18 protein-coding genes and 1 tRNA gene are annotated in these 23,227 nt (G+C 64.0%); 10 read left to right on the top strand and 9 right to left on the bottom strand.

Annotated features, from left to right (window positions below; all coding sequences use genetic code 11):
* Positions 1 to 24: 24 nt before the first annotated feature.
* The 7 genes from ASD01_RS05155 to ASD01_RS05120 all read left to right on the top strand — a co-directional run bounded on the left by ASD01_RS05155 (position 25) and on the right by ASD01_RS05120 (position 10,203).
* Entirely contained in the window at positions 25 to 2,061 is a 2,037-nt protein-coding gene (locus ASD01_RS05155; RefSeq protein ID WP_234798793.1) for a type I secretion protein, read from the top strand.
* 408 nt (positions 2,062 to 2,469) lie between these two features.
* Positions 2,470 to 4,548: a type I secretion system permease/ATPase gene (locus ASD01_RS05150; protein ID WP_234798812.1), complete on the top strand. Its 2,079-nt coding sequence runs from the start codon at positions 2,470 to 2,472 to the stop codon at positions 4,546 to 4,548.
* A 6-nt stretch (positions 4,549 to 4,554) separates the two neighbouring features.
* Positions 4,555 to 5,895, top strand: coding sequence for an HlyD family type I secretion periplasmic adaptor subunit (locus ASD01_RS05145; RefSeq protein ID WP_034787518.1), 1,341 nt, complete (start codon positions 4,555 to 4,557; stop codon positions 5,893 to 5,895).
* Positions 5,896 to 6,417: 522 nt separating this feature from the next.
* The gene (locus ASD01_RS05135; RefSeq protein WP_090297111.1) at positions 6,418 to 6,828 is read left to right on the top strand and encodes a hypothetical protein; all 411 of its coding nucleotides are present in this window, start codon (positions 6,418 to 6,420) and stop codon (positions 6,826 to 6,828) included.
* A 111-nt stretch (positions 6,829 to 6,939) separates the two neighbouring features.
* Positions 6,940 to 7,911 carry an aldo/keto reductase gene (locus ASD01_RS05130; RefSeq protein ID WP_034787512.1) on the top strand — a complete coding sequence of 324 codons (972 nt, stop codon included), beginning with the start codon at positions 6,940 to 6,942 and terminating at the stop codon, positions 7,909 to 7,911.
* A gap of 122 nt (positions 7,912 to 8,033) precedes the next feature.
* The gene (locus ASD01_RS05125) at positions 8,034 to 9,764 is read left to right on the top strand and encodes an adenylate/guanylate cyclase domain-containing protein (protein ID WP_060528995.1); all 1,731 of its coding nucleotides are present in this window, start codon (positions 8,034 to 8,036) and stop codon (positions 9,762 to 9,764) included.
* 58 nt (positions 9,765 to 9,822) lie between these two features.
* A complete protein-coding gene (locus ASD01_RS05120) occupies positions 9,823 to 10,203 on the top strand; it encodes a VOC family protein (protein ID WP_034787509.1) in 381 nt (126 codons plus the stop codon).
* A gap of 66 nt (positions 10,204 to 10,269) precedes the next feature.
* Here ASD01_RS05120 and ASD01_RS05115 read toward each other — a convergent pair whose 3' ends face one another.
* The gene (locus ASD01_RS05115) at positions 10,270 to 10,695 is read right to left on the bottom strand and encodes an OsmC family protein (protein WP_034787506.1); all 426 of its coding nucleotides are present in this window, start codon (positions 10,693 to 10,695) and stop codon (positions 10,270 to 10,272) included.
* 173 nt (positions 10,696 to 10,868) lie between these two features.
* On the opposite strand from ASD01_RS05115, the gene ASD01_RS05110 reads away from it, so the two are divergent.
* Positions 10,869 to 11,351 (top strand): methyltransferase family protein, encoded by a 483-nt coding sequence (locus ASD01_RS05110; RefSeq protein ID WP_034787503.1) that lies wholly within the window; start codon positions 10,869 to 10,871, stop codon positions 11,349 to 11,351.
* Between the two features lie 211 nt (positions 11,352 to 11,562).
* Here ASD01_RS05110 and ASD01_RS35365 read toward each other — a convergent pair whose 3' ends face one another.
* The gene (locus ASD01_RS35365) at positions 11,563 to 11,709 is read right to left on the bottom strand and encodes a hypothetical protein (RefSeq protein WP_156400696.1); all 147 of its coding nucleotides are present in this window, start codon (positions 11,707 to 11,709) and stop codon (positions 11,563 to 11,565) included.
* Positions 11,710 to 11,991: 282 nt separating this feature from the next.
* On the opposite strand from ASD01_RS35365, the gene ASD01_RS05105 reads away from it, so the two are divergent.
* Together ASD01_RS05105 and ASD01_RS05100 are read left to right on the top strand one after the other, a co-directional pair.
* On the top strand, positions 11,992 to 13,368 hold the full coding sequence (locus ASD01_RS05105; RefSeq protein WP_034787501.1) for a GntP family permease: 1,377 nt from the start codon (positions 11,992 to 11,994) through the stop codon (positions 13,366 to 13,368).
* The gene (locus ASD01_RS05100; protein ID WP_034787499.1) at positions 13,365 to 13,874 is read left to right on the top strand and encodes a gluconokinase; all 510 of its coding nucleotides are present in this window, start codon (positions 13,365 to 13,367) and stop codon (positions 13,872 to 13,874) included. The genes ASD01_RS05105 and ASD01_RS05100 overlap by 4 nt, the downstream gene beginning before the upstream one ends.
* A 136-nt stretch (positions 13,875 to 14,010) precedes the next feature.
* Here the strand turns inward: ASD01_RS05100 and ASD01_RS35360 are convergent.
* The 7 genes from ASD01_RS35360 to fdnG all read right to left on the bottom strand — a co-directional run bounded on the left by ASD01_RS35360 (position 14,011) and on the right by fdnG (position 23,157).
* Positions 14,011 to 14,106 (bottom strand) — tRNA-Sec (locus ASD01_RS35360).
* Positions 14,107 to 16,011, bottom strand: a complete 1,905-nt coding sequence (selB, locus tag ASD01_RS05095; RefSeq protein WP_034787496.1) for a selenocysteine-specific translation elongation factor — start codon at positions 16,009 to 16,011, stop codon at positions 14,107 to 14,109.
* On the bottom strand, positions 16,008 to 17,384 hold the full coding sequence (selA, locus tag ASD01_RS05090; RefSeq protein ID WP_034787493.1) for an L-seryl-tRNA(Sec) selenium transferase: 1,377 nt from the start codon (positions 17,382 to 17,384) through the stop codon (positions 16,008 to 16,010). The genes selB and selA overlap by 4 nt, the downstream gene beginning before the upstream one ends.
* The gene (gene fdhE, locus ASD01_RS05085) at positions 17,384 to 18,295 is read right to left on the bottom strand and encodes a formate dehydrogenase accessory protein FdhE (protein WP_060528994.1); all 912 of its coding nucleotides are present in this window, start codon (positions 18,293 to 18,295) and stop codon (positions 17,384 to 17,386) included. The genes selA and fdhE overlap by 1 nt, the downstream gene beginning before the upstream one ends.
* Positions 18,296 to 18,398: 103 nt before the next feature.
* A complete protein-coding gene (locus ASD01_RS05080; RefSeq protein WP_034787487.1) occupies positions 18,399 to 19,088 on the bottom strand; it encodes a formate dehydrogenase subunit gamma in 690 nt (229 codons plus the stop codon).
* Entirely contained in the window at positions 19,088 to 20,074 is a 987-nt protein-coding gene (fdxH, locus tag ASD01_RS05075) for a formate dehydrogenase subunit beta (RefSeq protein WP_060643609.1), read from the bottom strand. Before fdxH ends, ASD01_RS05080 begins: the two co-directional genes overlap by 1 nt.
* Entirely contained in the window at positions 20,071 to 23,157 is a 3,087-nt protein-coding gene (gene fdnG / locus ASD01_RS05070) for a formate dehydrogenase-N subunit alpha (RefSeq protein ID WP_082936535.1), read from the bottom strand. Before fdnG ends, fdxH begins: the two co-directional genes overlap by 4 nt.
* Between the last annotated feature and the right edge of the window lie 70 nt (positions 23,158 to 23,227).

Raw genomic sequence — 23,227 nt, 5'->3', positions numbered from 1 at the left:
CGACGACAAGAGGAGGGCCTGACCTTGTATTCCGCAAAGATCACCGAGGCCATTGCCCATTTCATCGGTCTCTTCGAACTCTCTACCGAAGAGGCGCGTCTGCGTGAAATCCATGAGAAGTTCGACCCGGATCGCGACGTCCACAAGGATCCGAAGGAGCTCGTTTCTGCGCCGGTCAAGGTGCACGCACCTTACGATCTCGACGACTTCAACCCCGACGTCCCGTACAAGCCGGTCGGACCGGACATCTTCATGCCGATACCGGACGGCTATGCTGGGGTGTCCTTCCCCGAATACCCGATTTTTGGCGGCTCCCTTGGCCGCGCCAGCTCGGAAGCCTTCCTGCAGGGCGCATCGCCGAGATCGGCCTCGCAGGTGGTCGAGCCGCACATCAACCCGCCGGGCTCGGTGGTGGTCTACAGCAACCAGACCGCCGAGCTTTCGGACAATGATTTCGTCAGTGTCGGCGGGCATGGCCTGAAGTCCGGCCTGCAGATCGACAACAGCGCGACGATGGCCGAGCTCATCGACGCGACGCAGAGTATTTCGCTGCTCGGCGAGACGGATGTCGCCGGCTCCAGTGACGCGATCGCCAGCCTCGTTGTCGGCACGGCCGAGAGGCTTGAGGCATTCTCCACCGGCGGCGAAGCGGAGGCCGGGGGGCTGAGCGTCACCCATTTTTCAGCCAGGGCCAGCACGCTCGAAGGCATCTATGTGAACGGCGTGATCGTTGAGGAAGCGCCGGTTCTCAAGGATCACCTGCCGGACCCGGACGAGGCTTCCGATGCGCCGGACGAGCCCGAACTGTCGAACGACGGGGTCGAAGTCGAGGGCGGCATCGCCTATGGCGAGGGTGCCGTCGCGGTCGACACTTCGGTCGAGCTGGAAGCGGGCAGCAACACGCTGGTCAACTCCGTCGTCATCACCAGCGACTGGCTGCAGGCCGAAGTGCTGGCGGTGGCCGGCGACCACGTCGAACTCAACGCGATCGTTCAGGTCAACACCCACTATGACAGCGACCTCGTCAGTTCCGCGCTGAGCGGCAACAATATTGAGCAGCATGCTACCCAGGCGTTCAACATCGCCATGTTCAAACATGTCGAGCCGGCGCAGACGACGCATGCCGACACCGCCGACTTCCCCAAGGTCTGGGCCATCACCGAGGTCAAGGGCGACCTGATGATGGTCAACTGGCTCCAGCAGTTCACTTTCATGTCGGACCAGGACACGGCGATCCTCGCGGCTTCGGGCTCGAAGCTTTCGATCGTCGGTGGCGACAACACGGCGGCCAACCAGATATCGCTGCTGGAGCTCGGATACCGCTTTGACCTGATCTTCGTCGGCGGCAGCGTCTTCGACGCCAACATCATCCAGCAGACGAACATCCTGCTCGACAACGATCTGATCGGTGCCGTCGGCGGCTTTCACACCAGCGGCGGCGGTTCGGTCTCGACCGGCGGAAACCTGCTTTGGAACTATGCCGGAATCGTCGAAGCTGGCAGTGCAGGCCCGGTCAATCCGATGTCGGACGGTTACCTGTCCGCGCTGCAGGATCTGTCGGAAGGCAAGAAGCCGTCGGGCGACGACTTTCTGCATGATCCCGCCTTTGCCGGGCTGAATGGCCTGAGGGTGCTCTACATTTCCGGCGACCTCATCAGCCTCAACTACATCCAGCAGACCAACATTCTCGGCGACAGCGATCAGGTGACGCTGGCGATGAACGCGCTCGAGGCGCGCCCGGACGCGGACTGGACCATTTCCACGGGCTCGAATGCTCTGCTGAACTATGCCGGGATCGTCGATGTCGATACGGGCAAGACGATCTATGCCGGCGGCGGCGCCTATTCGGACGAGGTGCTCATCCAGGCGGAGCTGGTCAAGAACGATCCCTATCTCGGTAGTCAGAACCCGGATGCGCTGGTCAGCGAAGCGGTCGTCTTTCTCGGCGACGACATGCTCACTCCGGATTTCGGCCACCAGCCGCAGGATCAGATCTCGCCGAGCCATGGGCACGGCATCGATACGGCCAGTGCCGACCCCATGCACAGCATGGTCGCCTGATGGGAGTGCGGGAGGATAGTCATGACCGACCGCACGAATCCGTCTCGGCCAGTGTCTGCCGAAACCGGCGCCGATGCCGCTTCGCGTGCGGAGGAAAACGGAACACGGCCGGAAGCATCCGGCGCCGACGCCGCGCGACGGCAGTTTCTGCGCAAGCTCAATCATCAGGAACACGTTCTGGACCGTGCTGTTAGGGAGATCGACGGGGTGGCGGACCAAATAAGAAGAGTGGCGGCAAACGGCGCCGGCGAGGATGGCAACTGGACCCCTTCACCCGTTTCGCCTCTTCCCGGATCGGGCGTTGCCGCAAGGCCGGTACAGATCACCGGTCCGACACCCGGCCTCGCACCGGCGCGCGCTGCTGCACCGGCCGCACCGATCGGGGCAGCGCAGGCGTCACGCGCACAGATGGGAACGCCACGGGCGGATGCCGCTGAGACGGTCAACGTCACGTCGCGGCCGTGGCCTCCAAAGACCGAGCCCGTGGCCAGACCCGAGCCGGCTCTGCGCGGCGAGGCGACGGTCGAGCGCCGCCCGTTGCAGGAGGAACCAAAGCCGGCACCCTGCATCGAAAAGCCGGTCGGAAAACCGGTTGCCTGGCCGACCGCGGAGATGAAGGAGAGATATTCGCCTTCGGGCATGGTGGTGATCGAAGCCGACCGTGGGCCGATCAAGGCCGAGCCGCGGTCGCCCGACAAAGGTGGCGGATCGTCCGACAAGGGCGGCGGCGGAGGCGGTGGAGGGGGCGCGTTCCACAAGCGCCTTGGCCCGGTCGATTTTTCGGCGAGCCTCAGCGCTGGTCTCAAGGCGATCCGGCAGAACCTGATGATCGTCATGCTGTTTACGATCGTCACCAACATCCTCGTGCTTTCGATCCCTGTTTATCTGTTCCAGATTTCGGACCGGGTGCTGACCAGCCGCTCGGTCGACACGCTGGTGATGCTGACGGCGATCATCGTCGGCGCGGTGCTGCTGCAGTCGGTTTTCGACGCCATTCGCCGCATGATCCTGATGCGCACCGCCGTGGAGGTGGCCGCGCAACTCGGCGCGCCGATCCTGAGCGCGGCAGCGAGAGCCGCCCTGCATAGCAACGGGCGCGAGTACCAGACGCTTGGCGACCTGCAGCAGCTTCGCTCCTTCCTCGTCTCCGGCACGCTGCTTTCGTTTCTCGATGCGCCGATCGCGCCGCTCTTTCTGGTGGCGGTCTTCCTCATCCATCCGCATCTCGGGATAATCGTCGTCACCTCAGCCGTTCTCCTCCTCATCGTTACGCTGTTGAACCAGAAAGCGACGGCTGCAGCGTTCGGCGAAGCGACCAATTTCCAGACCAAGGCCAACCTTCACCTCGATTCGATGTCGCGCAACTCCCAGATCATCAACGCACTGGCGATGATCCCGGAGGCCGTGCACATCTGGGGCAAGGACATGGCCGGTTCGCTCAAGGCCCAGGTGATGGCGCAGGACCGCAACATCGCCTTTGCTTCGCTGTCCAAGGCGGTGCGCCTCCTGACGCAGGTGACGATGCTTGGTTGGGGTGCCCATCTCGCCCTCAATGGCTCGCTCACCGGTGGCATGGTGATTGCGGCCTCCATCATCGCGGGCCGCGCCCTTGGGCCTATCGAGGGCGCGATCGAGGGATGGAGCCAGGTCATCCAGTCGCGTGCTGCCTACGGGCGCATTTCCGCGCTGCTGAAGACGTCACCGCTCAATTTCGAACGGTTGAAGCTGCCGCGGCCCGAAGGGCGCCTCGATGTCGAGCGCCTGCTTTTCGTTCCGCAGGGCACCAAGCGCGTGGTGCTCAACGGAATTACCTTTGCGCTGGAGCCCGGCGATTCGCTTGCCGTGATCGGCAGTTCCGGTGCCGGCAAGACGACGCTCGGCAAGATGCTGGTTGGATCCATCCTGCCGACGTCGGGCAACGTCCGGCTGGATCTCATGGACCTGAGGAACTGGGACCAGCGGCAGTTCGGCGAAAGCATCGGCTACCTGCCGCAGGATGTGCAGCTGTTTCCCGGCACGATCAAGGCCAACATCGCCCGCATGCGCGAGGATGCCACCGACGCCGACATCTACGCCGCTGCCAAGCTTGCCGACGTTCACGACATGATCGCCATGCTGCCGCACGGATACGAGACCGTGGTGGCCGCCGACGGCTCGCCTCTATCGGGCGGCCAGAAGCAGCGCGTCGCCCTTGCCCGCGCCTTCTTCGGCAACCCGCGCATGGTTGTGCTCGACGAGCCCAACTCCAATCTCGATACCGCCGGCGAGGCGGCGCTGACGCGGGCGCTGACGCACGCCAAGCGCGAGAAGATCACGGTTGTCACCATCACTCAGCGACCGGCGCTTTTGAACAGCGTCGACAAGGTTCTGCTGCTCGTCAACGGCACGGTGGCGCTCTTCGGCATGCGCCAGGACGTTCTCAAGGCACTCGCTTCGCGTGGGGTGAATACCGAAGGCAACCCGCTCGAACAAAACCAGCTTCCGTAGGCGATCATGAGCGACATGGCCAAAGTGCAGGATCTGACCTGGTACGCAGAGGTTCCGCGTTCAATCTGGCAGCATACGATGATCGGCCTGGTGCTGATCGTCGTGACCTTCGGCGGCTTTGGCCTTTGGGCCTTCACCGCGCCTTTGGCGGCAGCCATCATCGCCCAGGGCAGCTTTGTCGCAACCGGGCAGAACAAGGTGGTCCAGCACTTCGAAGGCGGGATCATCAAGGATATTCTGGTGAGCGAGGGCGACCGCGTAACCGTGGATCAGCCGTTGGTGCGGCTGGACGAAACGGCCGCACAAGCGAACGAGAGGCAGTATTTTCTGCGCTGGGCGCGGCTGGAGGCGATCGTCGCCCGGCTGACCGCGCAGGCGCACGGTTTGAAGCAGATCGTGCTGCCCGCGGTTCTCACGGAGCATGTCAAGAAAGATCCTGAGATTGTCCCGATCGTGCAGAGCCAGGAGCTCAATTTCCAGACCTGGAGGAGCAAGCTCGACAGCGATATCGGACTGTTGAAGCGGAATATCGAGAGCCTGGAGTTCCGCTCGCAAGGTTTTCAGGAGCAGCTGAAATCGGTGCGCGAGCAAAGAGTCCTGCTCGAGGAGGAATACATCGGCAAGAAGACGCTTTTGGCCAAGGACCTGATCCGCAAGACGGAGATCAAGACCATCCAGCGCGCGATCGCCGATGCAGAGGGCCAGATTGGCCGTCTGATGTCCGAAGTCTCGGAGACCGGCTCCCAGATCCTCAAGCAGCAGCAGCAGGTCAACCAGACCGAACAGAGCTACCAAGAGGCTGCGCTCGACGAATTGCAGAAGGCCGAGGGTGAACTGGACACAGTGCGTGAACAATTGCGCGGCGCCACCAATGTGCTCCGCCGCGCGACGATCAACGCGCCGGTGACCGGCACGGTCATCAGGATGCATTTTCATACGTCCGGCGGCGTCATCGAGAGCGGCAAGCCGATCATGGAAATCCTGCCGGCCGATGTACCGCTCATCATCGAGGCGCAGGTGCTGCGCACCGACGTCGACAATATCCGGGTCGGCGAGAAGGCGACGGTGCGGCTGACCGCGCTGAACCAGCGCACGACGCCGGTCCTCAATGGGCAGGTCTTCTACGTGTCGGCGGACGCCCTGCCGGTGCAGACGCATGAGGGCACGCGCGAAGTCTACCTGGCGCGCGTCAGCCTTCCGGCAAGCGAGCTTGCAAGAGTTCACAATTTCGTCGTGACCCCCGGCATGCCGGCGGAAATTCTGATCCAGACGGCGGAGCGGACCTTCTTCGACTATCTCACCAAGCCGATCCGCGACAGCATGGCGCGCGCCTTCATGGAAAACTGACGGTTTCGCGCGGCAGCAGCGCCTACGCCGTCGGAATACGGGCGGCGTGAAACCCGTTTCCGCCTGCCCGCGTGTCGCCTGAAAGCACTCGCGTTTCGCCGGCATCACCGGCCGTTCGATCGCATTTACGGCGGCTCTGGACCGATGCGCCGGTATTGCGCTGCGCGCATAGCGCATAGCTGGCTTGCACAAAATCCGCCTACGATTTGGGCAGAAACCCTGTATATTCACCTCATCGAAGCAATGCATCTCCTCCCGCAGAGCTTCGATGCGGTGAACGATCTCCTCCTCCCATGGATCGTTCACGAGATCAGCGCCACTCCTCCTCCCAGGCTGCTGATCGATTTTTAGAGAGCCTGCCGCTCCTCCCGCGGCGGGCTCTTTTGTTTTTCGGCAGACGCTGCCGGCAATTGCGTCCTTCAAGTGTCGAATTCGTCGACGCCACGCCCCCGTGATCAACAATGCATGCCCGCGCACGGAACCAAAGTACCCGGTTAGCGGTTACCCCTGTGGAGGTGCGTGATGTCTATCCGGCACGTGAAATCCGATCCGCAGTCGAAACCACAGCGCTGGGCGTTTCACCATGGCGCAGGGCGCCTGCGGGCAGGAGACGCGACCCGCGACGGGTCCACGACGCAGGAACGGTTGTCGCCCGTGGTCGACGCGGGCGACGGCGGCCTGGTGGCGCCGGATCTTTCGGGATCTCTCGCCCCTCATCGCAACCGGCAGCCGCCGCCGCACGACTACAGCCGTCCGGCGGTCGGTCGCGATGCGCTGGCTTCCATCCGCGACATGCGCGACGAAGACTGCAGCGGCGGGCCGATCTGGGTCGCCTTGCTCGGCGACAATACGAGCGAGGGCATGCGGCAGTTTATGGGGCTCGTGCTCGCCTTCATCTTCCTGTCGGCCGTTTTCTTCTGGTTTCTTGCCTAGGACGTATGAGGCAACTAAGCCGCCGTGGCCGTGACATTTTCCCGGTTGACGGTCGATCGCTGAAGCCTAGATAACCGGCGGTACTCCTTCCCCAATGCCAGCGAGAGCGCCATGCACTACAGAACCTTCGGCCGTACGGGCCTGCGCATTTCCGAAATCGGTTACGGTGCCTGGGGCATCGGCAAGAGCCATTGGCAGGGCGCGCGCGACGACGAGTCCGCCCGCGCCCTCAACCGCGCGGTCGACCTCGGCCTCAATTTCATCGACACCGCACTCGGCTACGGCCAGGGCCACAGCGAGAAGCTGATCGGCGCCTTGCTGCGCGAGCGGTCGGAGACGATCCATGTCGCCACCAAGATCCCACCGAAGAACATGCAATGGCCGGCGCACGCCGGCACCCCGGCCGAGCAGACCTTCCCGGCCGACCACGTGATCGCCTGCACCGAGACGAGCCTGCGCAATCTCGGCGTCGAGACGATCGACGTGCAGCAGTTCCATGTGTGGTCGGACGAGTGGGTAGGCCGCGGCGACTGGCTGAAGGCTGTCGAGCGGCTGAAGCGCGACGGCAAGATCCGCTTCTTCGGCGTTTCGATCAACGACTACGAGCCGGACAATGCGCTCCGGCTGATCGAGACCGGCGTCGTCGACAGCGTGCAGGTGATCTACAACATCTTCGAGCAGGCGCCGGAAGAAAAACTGCTGCCCGCGTGCCTGAAGCACAATGTCGGCGTCATCGTCCGCGTGGCGCTCGACGAAGGTGGTCTGACCGGCCAGATTCGCGCCGATACCGTCTTTCCCGAGGGTGACTTCCGGGAAACCTACTTCCGGGGCGAGCGCAAGCGCGAGGTCGAGGAACGAACGCAGAAGATCGTCGAGGATCTGGAAATCAAGCCCGACGCACTGGCCGAGACGGCGCTGCGCTTCGTTCTCAGCCACCCGGCCGTATCGACGGTCATTCCCGGCATGCGTTCGGTGCGCAACGTCGAGCGCAACTGCGCCATCGGCGACGGTGCCGGCCTGCCGGATGCACAGCGGGCGAAACTGACCGCCCACCGCTGGCGGCGCAACTTCTATCGGGATTGAAGCCGCCGTTTCGCCGCCTGTCATCGACGCTCCCAGGGATCTGTCGGCTGCGTGGCCGCGTCTTCAGTGCCTCGCCCGTCCGGATATGCTATCCATAGGGGTGCTGGAGCCTGGGGGCGCCGATGGAACAAAAGCTCTCCGTCATCATGGCCGCGGACGTGGTCGGCTATAGTCGGCTGATGGAGCTCGACGAGAAGGGCACGCTTGCGACCCTCATGGCTCACCGGCAGGAGCTGTGGGACGTCGCGGTCGCCGCGCATCACGGGCGCATCGTCAAGCTCATCGGTGATGGCATGCTGATGGAGTTTCGTGCCGTGGAAGACGCAGTTCTCTGCGCGGTCGAGATCCAGCGGGGAATGCAGACGAGGAACGCCGGTACGCAGCGGGATCGCCGGATCGAATTTCGCATCGGGATCAATCTCGGCGATATCCTGTTTGACGACGGTGACGTTTACGGTGACGGCGTCAACGTGGCGGCTCGCATCGAGAGCCTCGCCAGGCCGGGTGGCATATCCGTCTCCGCCTCGGTTCACGACACGCTGGGCGGTCGCCTGGACATCCGCTTCGAAGACACGGGCGCACAGCCGTTGAAGAACATCGGCCGCCCCGTCCACATCTACAATATCGTCATCGACGACGGCGGATCGGAGGGGGCGGCGCTGATGGCGCCACCGACACAGGAGGTACGGGAAAATCCCCCCGTCAAGTCGAGCCGGACGCTTCTCTATGTGTCGCGCTTTGCGAATTTGAGCGGCAATCCCGATGAGGATTATTTCGCGGCCGGCATCACGCAGGACGTCGTCGCGGCATTGTCGCGGTTCTCCGGTTTGAACGTGATCGTTCGGTTGCCGCGTCCCGAGCCGCAACCTCAGGCACGCACAACCTACTACACGCTCGAAGGCAGCGTCAGGCGCGCTGCCGACCGGGTCAGGGTCAATGCCAGTCTGACCAATGCCACTGGCGAACACATCTGGGCGGAGAAATACGATTTCGACCTTGTCGACATGTTCGATGTCCAGGACGAGTTGTCCCGTTCCATTCCGGCTGCCTTGAATGTCAAAATCGAAGAGGCCGAACGATACCGGATTCTCGCCGAGCCGCTCAAAGGATCAAGCGCCTACGATTTCTATCTGCGTGGCCGGCACATTGAAAAAAGCCTGAAACCGGATGAGGTCAGGCGGGCAAAGGAGATGTTCCTGGCCGCGGTCGACGCTGATCCAGCCTACGCCCGCGGATATCTCGGGCTGGCCTGGCTGGATATACGCAAACTGAAATGGAACGAGCGTGCCGACATGGAAGCGACGCTTGCCAGTGCCTTCGCATCGGCAAGCAAGGCTTTGGAGCTCAGTCCCTGTGACGCCGATGTTCACTGGGCGCTCGGCGTCGTCCATTTGTGGAGGGGAGAGGCAGAACGCGCCATCGGTTGTTACGAGCGTGGGCGCGAACTGGCGCCGAACAATTGCGATCTTCTTGCGGAATATTGCGATGCCCTGGGGTATCTCGGTCTGTTGGAGGACGCGATCAGGATCGGGGAACTGGCCTTGCGGCTGAACCCCAGTCGTCCGGACTGGTATTTCTGGAACATCGCGGCTGCCAGGTATCTCTCCGGCCAGTACACCGAAGCGTTGGCTCTGCTGGAGAAGATGGCCGATCTTGGTTCGGCCTACCGTTTGCTGGCGGCGACCTACGCGCAACTCGGGCACCTTGAGGATGCACGTCGCGCCGCGGCGGAACTCCTGAAACTCAATCCGGAATTCTCGATCGAGCGATACGGTTCCCGTGCACCCTACCGGGATAAGGCCTTGCTTGCGCGTTACGTTGAAGGATTGCGGCTGGCCGGACTGCCGGAGTGAGTTCGGAACGGCGTGAGGGAGCCGCATCGGCCGGCCGGGTTTACTTGGAGGAAAAGCAATGTCGGAAACAGTCAATGTCCGCTACATGGTCGACGACGTCGAGGCGGCGATCGCCTGGTACACGACCCACCTCGGCTTTTCGCTTCTGTCGAGCTATGCACCGGCTTTCGCGGATGTGCAGCGCGGTGCGCTGCGGCTGCTGCTGAGCGGACCGACGAGTTCGGCCGGCCGGCCGATGCCGGACAGCGAGAAGCCGGGGCCGGGCGGCTGGAACCGCATCCATCTCCTCGTCGATGACCTCAACGCCGAAGTGGAGCGGCTGCGCCGTGCCGGCGTCATGTTCCGCAATGACATCGTCACCGGTCCCGGAGGGGCGCAGATCCTTTTGATCGATCCCTCCGGAAATGTTGTCGAACTGTTTCAGCCTGCGCGACGATAGCGACCCGCGCGCCCGCGGGTCGTCGATGCGCTCGCACCGCTGGGGATGCGAGCGCCAGGTCGGCTCTCAGCCGGCGCTGGTGTCGACCACTTCGAAATCGTGGGTGATCGTCGCGGTCTTGGCGAGCATGGCCGAGGCCGAGCAGTATTTCTCGATCGAGAGCGAAACGGCGCGCTCGACCTTGTTGACCGCAAGTCCGCGTCCCTTGACGATGAAGTGCATGTGGATGCGGGTAAAGACGCGCGGTTCCGTATCGGCGCGGTCGGCGTCGAGTTCGACGACGCAGTCTTCCACCGGCTCGCGGCCCTTCTCCAGAATGTGCACGACGTCATAGGCCGAGCAGCCACCGGTGCCGATCAGCACCAGTTCCATCGGGCTCGGTCCCGGGGTGCGCCCCTCTTCGCCGAAGGCGGTTCCCAATACGACTTTGTGGCCGCTACCAGACTCTCCGACGAAGGTCCGGTCTTCCACCCATTTGACGCGTGCTTTCATGTGTCTCGTCCTGTTGTAGCCATGGCATGATCACGGACCCAGACGGAGCCGATGATCCCCCGTTCACATAGCGTCTTGGAGGGTTTTCGCAAATGGCCCGCGTCCGCTAAAATCGCAGCCAGCGCCATCGGTGCGGGAACGGACGGCGCGGAAACCAGGCAAAGGGTGTTTTGATGAACGAGACGACGGGAAATGCGCCTGACCGTTCCGGCGCGGTGATCCATCCGCCGATCGCCTGGGTGATGTCGGTGGGCGGTGGCCTCGTGCTCGACCGGCTCTACCCGTTGCCTTTCGTGCCCGCGATGGTGCCGGACGCCCTCGTCGGCGGCATCATTTTTCTCGCCGGTCTCGCGCTTTTGATCTGGGCGGCGGTGAGCTTCAGGCGTGCGGGAACCGAAATCCAGATCCATCGCCCGACATCGGCGATTGTCGAAGCCGGTCCCTACCGCTTCACCCGCAACCCGATCTATACTGGCATGTTTCTCGGCCTGATCGGCTTTTCCATCGTCTTCGACAGCCTGTGGCTGCTGATCCTGCTGGTGCCTTTCTACCTTATCATCCGCTATGGCGTCGTGGCGCGCGAGGAGGCCTATCTCGAGCGCAAGTTCGGCGACGTCTATCGGGTCTACAAGGCGCGCGTCAGGCGCTGGCTCTGATTGCACAAATCGGCATGCTCCGCGGCGATGAAACGGGTCCGGACGTCGCGTCGCAGCACTCGCGATTTCGGGTGGATGAGTCGGCAGGCCCTCGATTGATCATAGCCGAGGCGGCTGCGCGTGTGCCTAGGGGGTATTGCCGGGATGGACTTGAACGAGCGTCCATCCCGCTGGAACACGAAAGGTGGTCTTTCGTGCAGAAGGTCGGGCCTTATCTCGGCGCTACGATCCCGTGATAGTAGTCGCCGTCACCAGCTTCATAATCGGCGGCGTAGCCGCCACCGCCACCGCCGCCGCCGCCGGTCTGGGAGCATCCGGCGAGGGCGAGAACCATTGCCAACAGGATTGTAGCGCGCATTTATTCTACCTTTCAGTTGAATGATCACGACAGAGGCTGCCGAGTTGCTGCCATACCTAACACGCCCGGTGGAGTATGATCGAGCGCGTGTGGCGATGTGTGCCTATGGCAATGCGCCGCGCCTCAAGCGCGCGATCGCCTGTCGACGGCGATCGTTAGCGCCAGGCCACAAGCCCTTCTTCATACGGCCGTATCTCCTGTGCCCACCTCTTTCAGGTAGGTTGCTGTGAAGGGCCATAGACTATATGGCCCTTGACCTCACTTCCGGAACAAGGAGGACACATGACTTCGATCGAACCCGCCTACGGAACCGCGACGCTCCTGCTGATCGCGGCGGCAGCCGTTGGCCTGCTTCTTTTTCTTATCCTCCGGTTGCGCCTGCATGCCTTCGTCGCTCTGGTTTTGGTCAGCCTCTTGACGGCGCTGGTGACAGGCATCTCCTTCGCGGACGTGGTCCCGACCCTCCTGCAGGGCTTTGGCTCGACGCTTGCCTCGGTGGCGCTGCTCGTCGGTTTTGGCGCGATGATCGGGCGGATGCTGGAGGTCTCCGGTGGCGCGCAGGTGCTCGCGGATCGGCTGATCGGCCAGTTCGGACCTGAGCGCGCGCCTCTCGCGCTCGGCGTCGCCTCGCTGCTGTTCGGCTTTCCGATCTTCTTCGACGCCGGCCTCGTGGTCATGCTGCCGATCATTTTCAGCGTCGCAAGCCGCTTCGGCGGCTCGGTTCTGCTTTATGCGCTGCCTTCGGCAGGCGCCTTTGCGGTCATGCACGCATTCCTCCCGCCCCATCCAGGCCCGGTGGCCGCCAGCGAATTGCTGGGGGCGGATATCGGCCTGCTCGTGCTCGTCGGCCTCGTCGTGGCGCTGCCCACATGGTATCTCGGCGGCTATCTCTTCGGCCTATGGGCAGGCAAACGCTTCGAACTGCCGGTGCCAACCCTTCTCGGGTCGCCGAACGAGGCGGCGCACGACGAAGTGCCCCCGTCTTTCGGCACGGTGATGCTGGTGCTGCTGCTGCCGCTCGTGCTGATCTTCCTCAATACCGGCCTATCGACGCTGGCCGCCGCCAAGATGATCGACGGCGGCGCATTGTGGGTCAGCATCCTGCGCATGGCCGGGCAGACGCCCGTCGCCCTGCTGATCACTGTGCTCGTCGGCATGTGGGTCCTCAGCGGCGAGCGTACGCTCAAGGACATGGAAAAGCTGATGGACGGGGCGCTAGGCCCGATCTGCGGCATCATTCTCGTTACCGGAGCCGGCGGCATGTTCGGCGGCGTGCTGCGAGCAAGCGGCATCGGCCAGGCGCTCGCCGGCAGCCTCGAGGCGATCGGCATGCCGCTGATCGTCGCCGCCTTCCTCATCTCCACGGCCCTGCGTGTGGCGCAGGGGTCGGCGACCGTGGCACTGACGACGACGGCGGGCCTTCTCGCTCCAACGGTCGCGGCAACGACGGGGCTTAGCCCCTTCGACCTGTGCTTCCTCGTGATCGCCATCGCTTGCGGCGCGACGGTGCTGAGCCATGTGAACGATTCCGGCTTCTGGCTCGTCGGCCGCTTCCTTCAGATGGATGAGCGGACGACGCTCAAGACCTGGACGGTAATGGAAACCCTGCTCGGGGTGATTGGTTTCGCCTTCGCGCTTGTGGGATGGTGGCTGCTATGAGTGAGGACCTTCAGCATATCGTGGTGATGGGCGTATCCGGCAGCGGGAAGACCACTGTCGGCGAGGCGCTGGCCGCAAGGCTCGGCTGGCGTTTTGTCGAGGGCGACAGCTTTCACCCGCCGGAGAACGTCGCCAAGATGTCCGCGGGCATTCCGCTCGACGACAATGACCGTGAACCCTGGCTGCGGGCGCTGGCCGCAGAAATTGCCAAGGACGAGGCGGCTGGCAGCCCTTCGGTGGTCGGGTGCTCGGCCCTGAAACGGTCCTATCGCGACATCCTGCGCACGGGCGCGCCGCGCGTCTGCTTCGTGCATGTGCACGGCGACCGCACCGTGCTGGCCGACCGGCTCTCGCATCGGGCGGGACACTTCTTCCCTGCTTCCCTGCTCGACACTCAGCTTGCGACCCTCGAGCCGCTCGGTCCGGACGAGGATGGCGTCGTCGTCGACGTGGCTCTTCCAACAGCTGAGCAGGTCGATCTTGCCATCCAGGGGCTGGGCAACTAGCCCAGCCGCGCTTGCGCTTCTCACTTCGGCGGACAGTCGCTGTACGGCGGGGACGGGGCGTGCAATCGCGCATTGAAGGCGAAGCGATCCCTGAACGTCCGCGCATCCCGCAGCCTGAGCTCCAATGCGTGAGCGCTGGCGGAGGGGAGTGGGGGTCGAACCCACCCGGGACAGGCTCGCTGCCCCAACCGGATTTGAAGTCCGGCCGTCCCACCGGAGACGATTCCCTTCCTCAGCGCTGAAACAGGTCGCTGCGATGGGGATTTATGCGACGCAGATCTCCCCTGCGCAAGGTCAGGCCGAGCCGGTCGTAGAAATCGAGGACCTCGATGGCGACCTTGCGGCCGTTGTGGACCCGGTCGCGAAAGCTGGGCGCGGTGAACCAGCCGTCTTCCGCCTGTGCCGCCACATCGAGCACGATGGCCGCCATCTCCTCAACGACCGCGCGGGCGAAAAAATGGTCGTGCGCGATCTCGTGGGTCTGCCCGAGCCTCTGGGCGAGCTTCAGCACGCGCCGTATGTCGCGCTCGTCGGCATTGAGAAGGGCCGCGAAATCGCGCACGCGCGGTGGCCGGAAGCGGCTATCGTCGACGAGGTGCGGATGGATCCGCTGCCACAGGTCCTCGTCCGCCGGCGACAGCCGAACCTCGTGGCCCGGCAGGCGCAGGAAGGCGCCGTCAAGCACGATTCGACCTGCCGCGGCTTCGTCTCGGAGGAACGCGAGGAAGCTTGTCGTCGGCAGGCGCGGTTTGAGCAGGAGCCGCAACCGTTCGCGGCCGATGCCGGCAAGCTCCGGGTTTTCTGCGTGGAAGGCTGTGAGTGTGTCAGTCAGGTTCGCCCGCAATCCGTCCGCTGCTGCGGACGAGAGCGCGTGGTCGCCGATGGCCCTCGCCCCGGCGGCAATCAGCAGCCCGGAAAGCGTGTCCTCGCCCAGGCCACGGTCGCGCAGGAAGGCCGCAAGCTCGATCGGTGCCAGGTCGGACAGGTCGGAAAGGGCCGCCGCCGGGTCCTCGTTGCCAGAAGCGGTAAGGAAGGCCAGTCGCTCCGGCGTGCCACGCTTTCGCGCCGGCGGGCGCAGATCGAGAAAACGGCCACCGCCGATGGTCCGGATGGCCGAGGTGTCGCGCAGGATGAAGTGGTCGCCGATGGTCGCGGCGATGGGGCGGTCGAGGACCAGTTGCACGAGGCCTTGTGTCCCGGGATCGAGCGGGCCGGCAAGAGGCACGATCCGCGCACCGACCTCTGTCGCATGGGTGTGCAAGCGTGCGGGAAACCAGGTGCCGATCGGCTTGGCCTCCGAGGCAAGCACGCGGACCTCCGCGTCGATCCGGTCCGTCGGTGCATGCAGTGCCGGGGCGAGGACCACGTCGCCGCGCCGGATCGCGTCCTTCGTCACCCGTTCGCCGGCGATGTTCAGCGCGCAGCGTTGGCCGGCAAGCCCCTCCGCTGCTTTCCGGTTCTGCGCATGGATCCCGCGTATACGGGCGGTCAGGCCGGACGGGCTGACCGTGACGCTATCGTCGAGCTTCGCACGGCCGCCGAGCACCATGCCGGTCACGACCGTGCCGGCGCCCGCAAGCGTGAAACTGCGATCGACGGCAAAGCGCAGCAGGCCGGCATCGTTGCGTGCGGCGGTTTCCGCTTCGGCGGCGGCGAGCCCCGCGCGCAGGACCTCGATGCCTTCGCCGGTAAGGGCGGAGACGGCAAGGATGGGCGCCTTTTCCAGACCGGTGCCGGCGAGGGCGGTCTGGATCTCCGCGGTTACCTCCGCGCGCCGCTCAGGCCCGGCCAGATCGGCCTTGGTGAGCGCAACGAAACCTCTGGTGATGCCGAGCAAGTCGAGGATCGCGAGATGCTCGCGCGTCTGCGGCATGATGCCGTCGTCGGCTGCGACCACCAGCAGCGCGAAATCGATGCCGCCAGCGCCGGCAAGCATCGTATGGATCAGCCGCTCGTGACCCGGCACGTCAACGAAGCCGGTGACCGTCCCGCCGCCGAGGTCGGTATAGGCAAAACCGAGGTCGATGGTGATGCCGCGGGCTTTTTCCTCGGCAAGGCGGTCGGCGTCCGTGCCGGTCAGGGCCTTCACCAACGCCGTCTTGCCGTGGTCGATATGCCCTGCCGTCCCGACGATCATAGTGCTGCCAGGGCCGCGATGAGCATCTCGTCGCTTTCCAGGCAACGCAGATCGAGGACCAGCGCGCCATCACGGATATGGCCGACGACCGGGATGGGCAGGGCGCGAAGCCGTGCGGAAAGCCGTTCCGGCGCGTCGCCGCCGCTGCCTGTCAGCCGCAGGCCGGCGCTCGGGATCGTATCGACCGGCAAGGCGCCGGAGCCGACCTGGCTCTGGCACGTGCAAGCTGCTGCCGAATAGCCGTGCGGCTTGAGCAGCGCATCGATTGCCGGAGCGAGACGGGCCGCCTGTGCGCCGATGTCGACCTCCGGCCGGGAAAGAAAGCGCAGCGTCGGCAGCCGCTCCTTCAGCCGATCGGGATCGCGATAGAGCTTCAGTGTCGCTTCGAGCGCGGCGATGCGGATCTTGTCGAGACGAACGGCGCGTTTGAGCGGATTGCGGTTGATGGCGGCGATGAGATCGCGCCGACCGACCACGAAGCCCGCCTGGGGGCCGCCGAGCAGCTTGTCGCCCGAAAACGTGACGAGATCCGCGCCTTCGGCGACGGCTTCCGCCACCGTCGGCTCGCGTCGCAATCCGAAGATGGAGAGATCGATGAGTGAGCCCGAGCCGAGGTCGTTCAAGAGCGGGACACCGGCCCTGCGGGCAATCTCGGCCAGTCTTGGCGCCGGCACCTCGGCGGTAAACCCTTCGATCCGGTAGTTGGAGGTATGGACCTTGAGGATGACGCCGGTCTCAGGCCCGATCGCGCCCTCATAGTCACGCGGATGGGTGCGGTTGGTGGTGCCGACCTCCACCAGCCTGGCGCCGGCGCGGGCCATGATGTCGGGCATGCGGAAGGCGCCGCCAATTTCGATCAGTTCGCCGCGCGAGACGATCGCCTCGCGTCCGTCGGCCAGGGTATTGAGCGCAATCAGCACGGCGGCGGCATTGTTGTTGACGATTGTGGCGTCCTCGGCGCCGGTCAGTTCGCAGAGCAGGCCACGCAGATGATCGTCGCGCTGACCACGACCGCCGCCGTCAAGGTCGAACTCCAGCGCCAGCGGGTTGGCCATCGCGGCGCTTGCGGCGCTGACGGCTTCTTCGGCCAGAATGGCGCGGCCGAGATTGGTGTGCAGCACGGTGCCCGTGAGATTGATGAGCGGGCGAAGGGCGGAGCGGGCGGCAGCCGCCAGCTCCTCGGCGATGCGGCGCGGCAGATCGGCCGCAAGCGTTGCCCCATCGTCGCCCGCACGGATTTTTTCCCGCGCGATCTCAAGCCCGGCGCGGACGGCGGTGACGACGGCGAGACGGCCATGTTCTTCCGTCAGCGCCAGTCCCTCTGGCGAGGTCAGCACCTGGTCGACCGAGGGGAGCACGCGAAAATCCTGCATCAATACCCCGCGAGATAGGGGTTGAAGCCACCTCGGCGAAACTCGGTCTCCTTCATCAGGATATCGAGGCCAAGGCTGCCGACGTCGTCGGCGATCGGCTCCAGGCTCGGATTTTTCACCTGGTAGAAGATCTTGACCCAGGCATGGCATTCCCGACAGGTCTCAGCCTTTACCGTCGCCTCCGAGGTCTCGACCGAACGATAGCTGATGCCCTTGGTCGAACCGCAACAGAGGCACTTCACCCGCACCTCGTTCCATTGCGTGGCGCAGCAGGCGCAGGCGGCATAGCGCACGTTCTCGACGCCCTGTGTACCCACGACCGACGACGTCGCCGGCCGGCCGCCGCAGGCGGGACAGACGCCGAGGCTGACAGGGACGAGGGCTTCCGCATCGAGCGTCGCGGCGAGCCGCGCCATGTGCAGCTGCACCGCGGCCGCGACGAAGAGATGGGGAGCGGCGCTGTCTTCCGGAACCCGATCCGATAGGATGTTGGCGAGCAACCAGTGCCGGTCGCCGTCCTCTGCTGCGCGTACCGCATCGAGCGCCAGGCGGGCGGGGTCGGGCATGGCGAGATCGGCAGCGCCTTCGAGAAGCGCGTCGAGGGTTGCGGAAAGGCCGGGGTCATCGACAAGCGCCATTCGGTCGAAAGGCGGCATGGCGGCGCGGGCGGCCTCGGCGAGGCGCGCCGATGTGGGCGCCGCGACGGGCGGAAGGGTTACCGCCAAGCGAGCCTGGAGTTTGGAGAGCGCCGCGAGGAAGGTGAGATAAGGCGCAAGCGCGTTGCTTTCGGCGAGAAACGCGAAGCGGCGTGCGCGTGTCTGGAACAGTTTGACCGGCTCGGGCAGGAAGGCCAGCGGCGGTTTCGGCACGCCGCCGATGAGGGAGGGATCGGGTTGTATGTCTTCTGCCATCGCATCTCCGGCAATCCGGCCGCAAGGCCCGATCATGCAGCATTACAAGGTGCTACGGCAACCTTTGCGCGCCTGATAGGACGCGCGGCGCTGTAGGAGACGTTCATTTTGACGGGTCGGAGCCCTGGCGTCCAGCCAGTTCGCGCAGCCATTTGCGATGATGCCGAAAGGCCCAGCCGCCGGTGACGGTGCCGCGGGTCATGGCCCTTATCGTGCCGCGCGTCCAGATTGCCGCATAGACATGGACGATGAAGATCAGGATCGTGAAAAGCGCCGCCAGCGCATGCACCGCGACCGCGATGCGGCGAACGGGGATGGAAACGAGGTCCGGGAAGTACTGCTCCCAGATCATGATGCCGGTCGTCACGAGCACGACGATCAGACCGGACATGCCCCAGAAGACCATCTTCTGGCCGGCATTGTATTTTCCGAGTTCGGGCAGGCTCTCTTCGTTGCCTTGGAGTAGATCACCGAACTTGCGGCTCCATTCCACATCCTCGCGCCGCGGCAGATTGAGCTTCCACATCTGCGCAAACAGGAGGAGGAAGCTTGCGACGAGGATAAGTCCGACGATCGGATGCAGCCATCGCGTGGTCTGGCCGCCGCCGAAGAGGCCGGTCAAGAAAAACAGCGACGGGTGGAAGAAGGAAAGTCCGGAGATCAGAAGCACGATCATGCAGGCGGCGGTGACCCAATGGTTGAGACGGGTATAACCACGATAGCGATTGACGGTGACCGGATGCTTCGTCTCGATCCTGTCGCCGGGGGCCGAATAGATACGTTTGTCAGCCATCACGCCTCCCTGCCGCCTTGCGGGCGGTTGCGATCCTCGACGAGTTCCTCCGCCTCGCCTTCCTCATGGGCGGTCACCTCGTTCGGCCGGGCGAAGATGCCGTGCAGCACGGCGCCGGCGGCGGCAAGTCCGGCAACGGCGAGGCCGACGGTCTTAGCCGGACCCTTCCAACCGCGCACCACCGGCGAAATCTGCGGATCCTCCGGCAGCCCGGAATAGAGCGGCGGTTGATCGGCATGGTGCAGCACATACATCACATGCGTTCCGCCGACGCCTTGCGGGTCATAGAGGCCGGCATGATCGTAGCCGCGCGACTTCAGGTCCTCGACGCGCTCGTTGGCAAGCGTGACCATGTCTTCCTTCGTGCCGAAGGTGATCGCCTTGGTCGGGCAGGCCTTGGCGCAGGCCGGTCCTTGTCCAACCGCCACGCGGTCCGAGCAAAGCGTGCATTTCTTCGACACATGCGCGGTCTTCGAGATACGCGGAATGTTGAAGGGACAGCCGGCGATGCAATAGCCGCAGCCGATGCAGTTGTCGGAGATGAAATCGACGATGCCGTTGGAATATTGCACGATGGCGCCCGGTGCCGGGCAGGCCTTGAGACAGCCGGGATCGGCGCAGTGCATGCAGCCGTCCTTGCGGATCAACCACTCGAACTCGTTGGTAACCGGGTTCTCGTATTCAGCAAACCGCATCAGCGTGAACATATCAGCCGTCAGGTCATGCGGGTTCTCGTAGACGCCGACATTTTCCTCCAGGTCCGGATGGGTGTCGTTCCATTCGATGCAGGCGGACTGGCAGGCCTTGCAGCCGATGCATTTCGACACGTCGATCAGCTTGGCGACCGGGGTCAGTTGTCGTTCGGGTGTCGGCACGTTGCTTGTTGCCGAAGCCTTGACGACGTCGCTCGGCAACAGGTTCGACGCCAGCGGTTGCAGCGGCGGGTTGGCGGCGGCCGTTACCGGTTCCGGTGCGCGTTCGCTCATGCCGAAGCTCCTTCTTCCGCCGCCGGTTCGATGTTGACCAGGAAGGCCTTGAACTCCGGCGTGTCGATATTGGCGTCGCCGACGAAGGGGGTCAGGCTGTTCGGGCCGAAGCCCTTGCGGGCCGCACCCATGAAGCCCCAGTGCAAGGGAATGCCGACCACATGGACCGGCTTGCCGTTGCAGATCAGCGGACGAATTCGCTTCGTCACCACTGCCTTCGCCCAGACCTCGCCACGTGCGCTCCACACGCGCACCCGCCCGCCCTTGGTGATGCCGCGTTCAGCCGCCAGCTCCTCGCTGATCTCCACGAAGAATTCCGGCTGCAGCACGGCGTTGACACGGCTGTGCTTGGTCCAGAAGTGGAAATGCTCGGTGAGGCGGTAGGATGTGGCAACGAAGGGGAAGTCGGTGCTCGTGCCCAGCTGTTGCAGGTCGCCTGGAAAGATGCGCGCTACGGGATTGCCGCGAAGTTTGGCGTTGAACGGATTTTCGACCGGGCTTTCGAACGGCTCCATATGTGTTGGGAACGGCCCGTCCCGCATCAGCTTGCGGGCAAAGAGGCGGGCGGTGCCCTCCGGCGTCATGATGAACGGCATCACCGCCTCGGGCTTTGCCGTCACCGCTATGTCGGGCACGTCGAAGCCGGCCCAACGCTCGCCGTTCCATTCGATCAGTTTACGCGCCGGATCCCAGGGTTTGCCCTGGAGATCGCAGGACGCGCGATTGTAGAGGATGCGGCGATTGGCCGGCCAGGCGAAGGTCCATTTGAGGAAGGTGCCGACATCGCCCGGATCGCTGTTGTCGCGCCGGGCCATCATGTTGCCTTCTTCCGTCCAGGACCCGGCATAGATCCAGCAGCCCGACATGGTGGAACCGTCGTCACGCATCACGCCGAAGTTCGGCAGGAGCTTGCCCGCCTCGACCAGCACCTTCGTCGGATCGGTCGGGTCATAGAGCGTCTGCAGCGCGCGTCCGTTCATCTCCTGGGCAAGCTCGGCCGGTTCCGGCTCGTAAGGGTCCTTGTAATCCCAGGCAAGGTTCAGGATAGGCTCGGGACAGACCCCGCCTTCCTTGCGGTAGAGTTCACGCACCCGCAGGAAGATGTTGGCCATGATCCAGGTGTCGTGCTTGGCGTCACCAGGCGGTGTCGCCCCCGGCCAGTGCCATTGCAGCCAGCGGCCCGAATTGACAGTGGCGCCCTCGTCCTCGGCAAAGCAGGTCGCCGGGAGTTGCAAGACCTCCGTCATGATCTTGGCGGAGTCCACCTGGTTGTAGATACCGTGGTTTTCCCAGAAATGCGCCGTCTCGGTCTGCAGCGGGTCGATTGTCACGAGCAGTTTCAGCTTCGACAGACCCTCGGTCAGCTTCGCCCGATTGGGGAAGGACAGAAGCGGGTTGAAGCCCTGGCAGAAGTAGAGGTTCACTTCGCCGCGGCTCATCATGTCGAACATCCTGAGGATGTCGTAGTAGGGGACATCGAGCTTCGGCAACCAGTCGAAGCCCCAGTCGTTTTCCTTCGTGGCAGCGCTGCCCCACATGGCCTTCAGGAAACTGACCATGAATTTGGGGGTGTTCTGCCAATAGCTTGTCTGGCCGGGAACGAGCGGCTTGTTGCCGCGCGTCGACATGTAGGTGGTGTAGTCCGTCTCCTTTTCCGTCGCGAGGTTCATGTAACCCGGCAGGGAGTTGGAAAGCAGGCCGATGTCGGTCAATCCTTGGATGTTGGAGTGACCGCGTAGCGCGTTGACGCCACCGCCCGGCAGGCCGACATTGCCGAGGATGAGCTGCAGCATCGCCATGCCGCGGATGTTCTGGGCGCCTTTCGAATGCTGCGTCCAGCCGAGCGCGTAGAGCGAGGTCATCACCTTGTCGCGCGCCGACGTCGCGCCGATCATCTCGCAGATCTTCAGATAGCGATCCTTGGGCGTGCCGCAGATATTTTCCACGAATTCCGGTGTGTAGACCGCGACATGCTCTTTCAGGAGGTTCCAGACACAGCGCGGGTCCGTGAGAGTCGGATCGGTTTTGACCGTTCCGTCCTCGTTGAGTTGGTAGTCCCAGGCGGTACGATCGTAGTCGCGCTTCTCCTCGTCATAGCCGGTGAAGAGACCATCGGCCCAGCCGAACTCCGAGTTCACCAGATAGGTGGCGTTGGTATAGTTCTTGACGTAGTCCCACTGCACCTTGTCGTTCTCGATGCAGTAGCGGATCGCGCCCATCAGGAAGGCGATGTCGGAGCCGGGGCGGATCGGCGCATAGACATCGGCGACCGAGGCCGTGCGGTTGAAGCGCGGATCGACCACGATCAGCCGGGCGCCGCGATGATGCTTGGCTTCCGTCACCCATTTGAAGCCGCAGGGATGAGCTTCGGCCGCGTTGCCACCCATGACGATGACGAGGTCGGTGTTCTTGATGTCGGTCCAGGCGTTCGTCATTGCGCCGCGGCCAAATGTTGGAGCCAAACTGGCTACCGTGGGGCCGTGTCAGACGCGTGCCTGGTTGTCGAAGCCGACGACTCCCATAGACCGGACGGTCTTGTAGGTCAGCCATCCCGTCTCGTTGGTGCCGCCCGACGCCGCAAGGAAGCCCATCGTCGTCCAGCGGTTGACGGTCACGCCGGCCGCGTTCTTCTCGATGAAGTTCTTGTCGCGGTCGTCCTTGATCGCTCGGGCGATCTTGTCGAAGGCATCTTCCCAGGAGATGTCCTGCCAGGTGTCGGCGCCCGGAGCGCGGTGACGCGGCTTCGTGGCGCGGGTCTCGGACTTCACGAAGTCCTTGAGCGCCGCGCCCTTGGGACAGAGCGTCCCGCGGTTGGTCGGATGATCGGCATCGCCCTCGATATGGATGAGCTCCGCCTTCTCGCCGGCGGAAAGATCACCCTTCGAATACATCAGGATGCCGCAGGCGACCGAACAGTAAGTGCAGACGTTGCGGGTCTCGGTGGTGCTTGCGAGTTTGAAGGCACGCACATGGGCGGCTGTTGCGGCCTCGGCTGCTCCGAAGCCCATGGCGCCGATCGTGGTGGCCGCGGCTCCTGCGCCAGCGAGCTTCAGGAAACTGCGGCGGGAAAGATCGATGTTCATTGGAGGTCATCCTCTTCCATGCGTATCGGTCTTACCGGGATGGTCGAACCTCAAGGCCCTGGTGTCAAGA

It is taken from the genome of Ensifer sp. Root423 (assembly GCF_001426275.1).
Classification (GTDB): domain Bacteria; phylum Pseudomonadota; class Alphaproteobacteria; order Rhizobiales; family Rhizobiaceae; genus Ensifer; species Ensifer adhaerens.
Note: the sequence above shows the minus strand (reverse complement) of the source record. Positions and strands in the feature narration are given on the sequence as shown.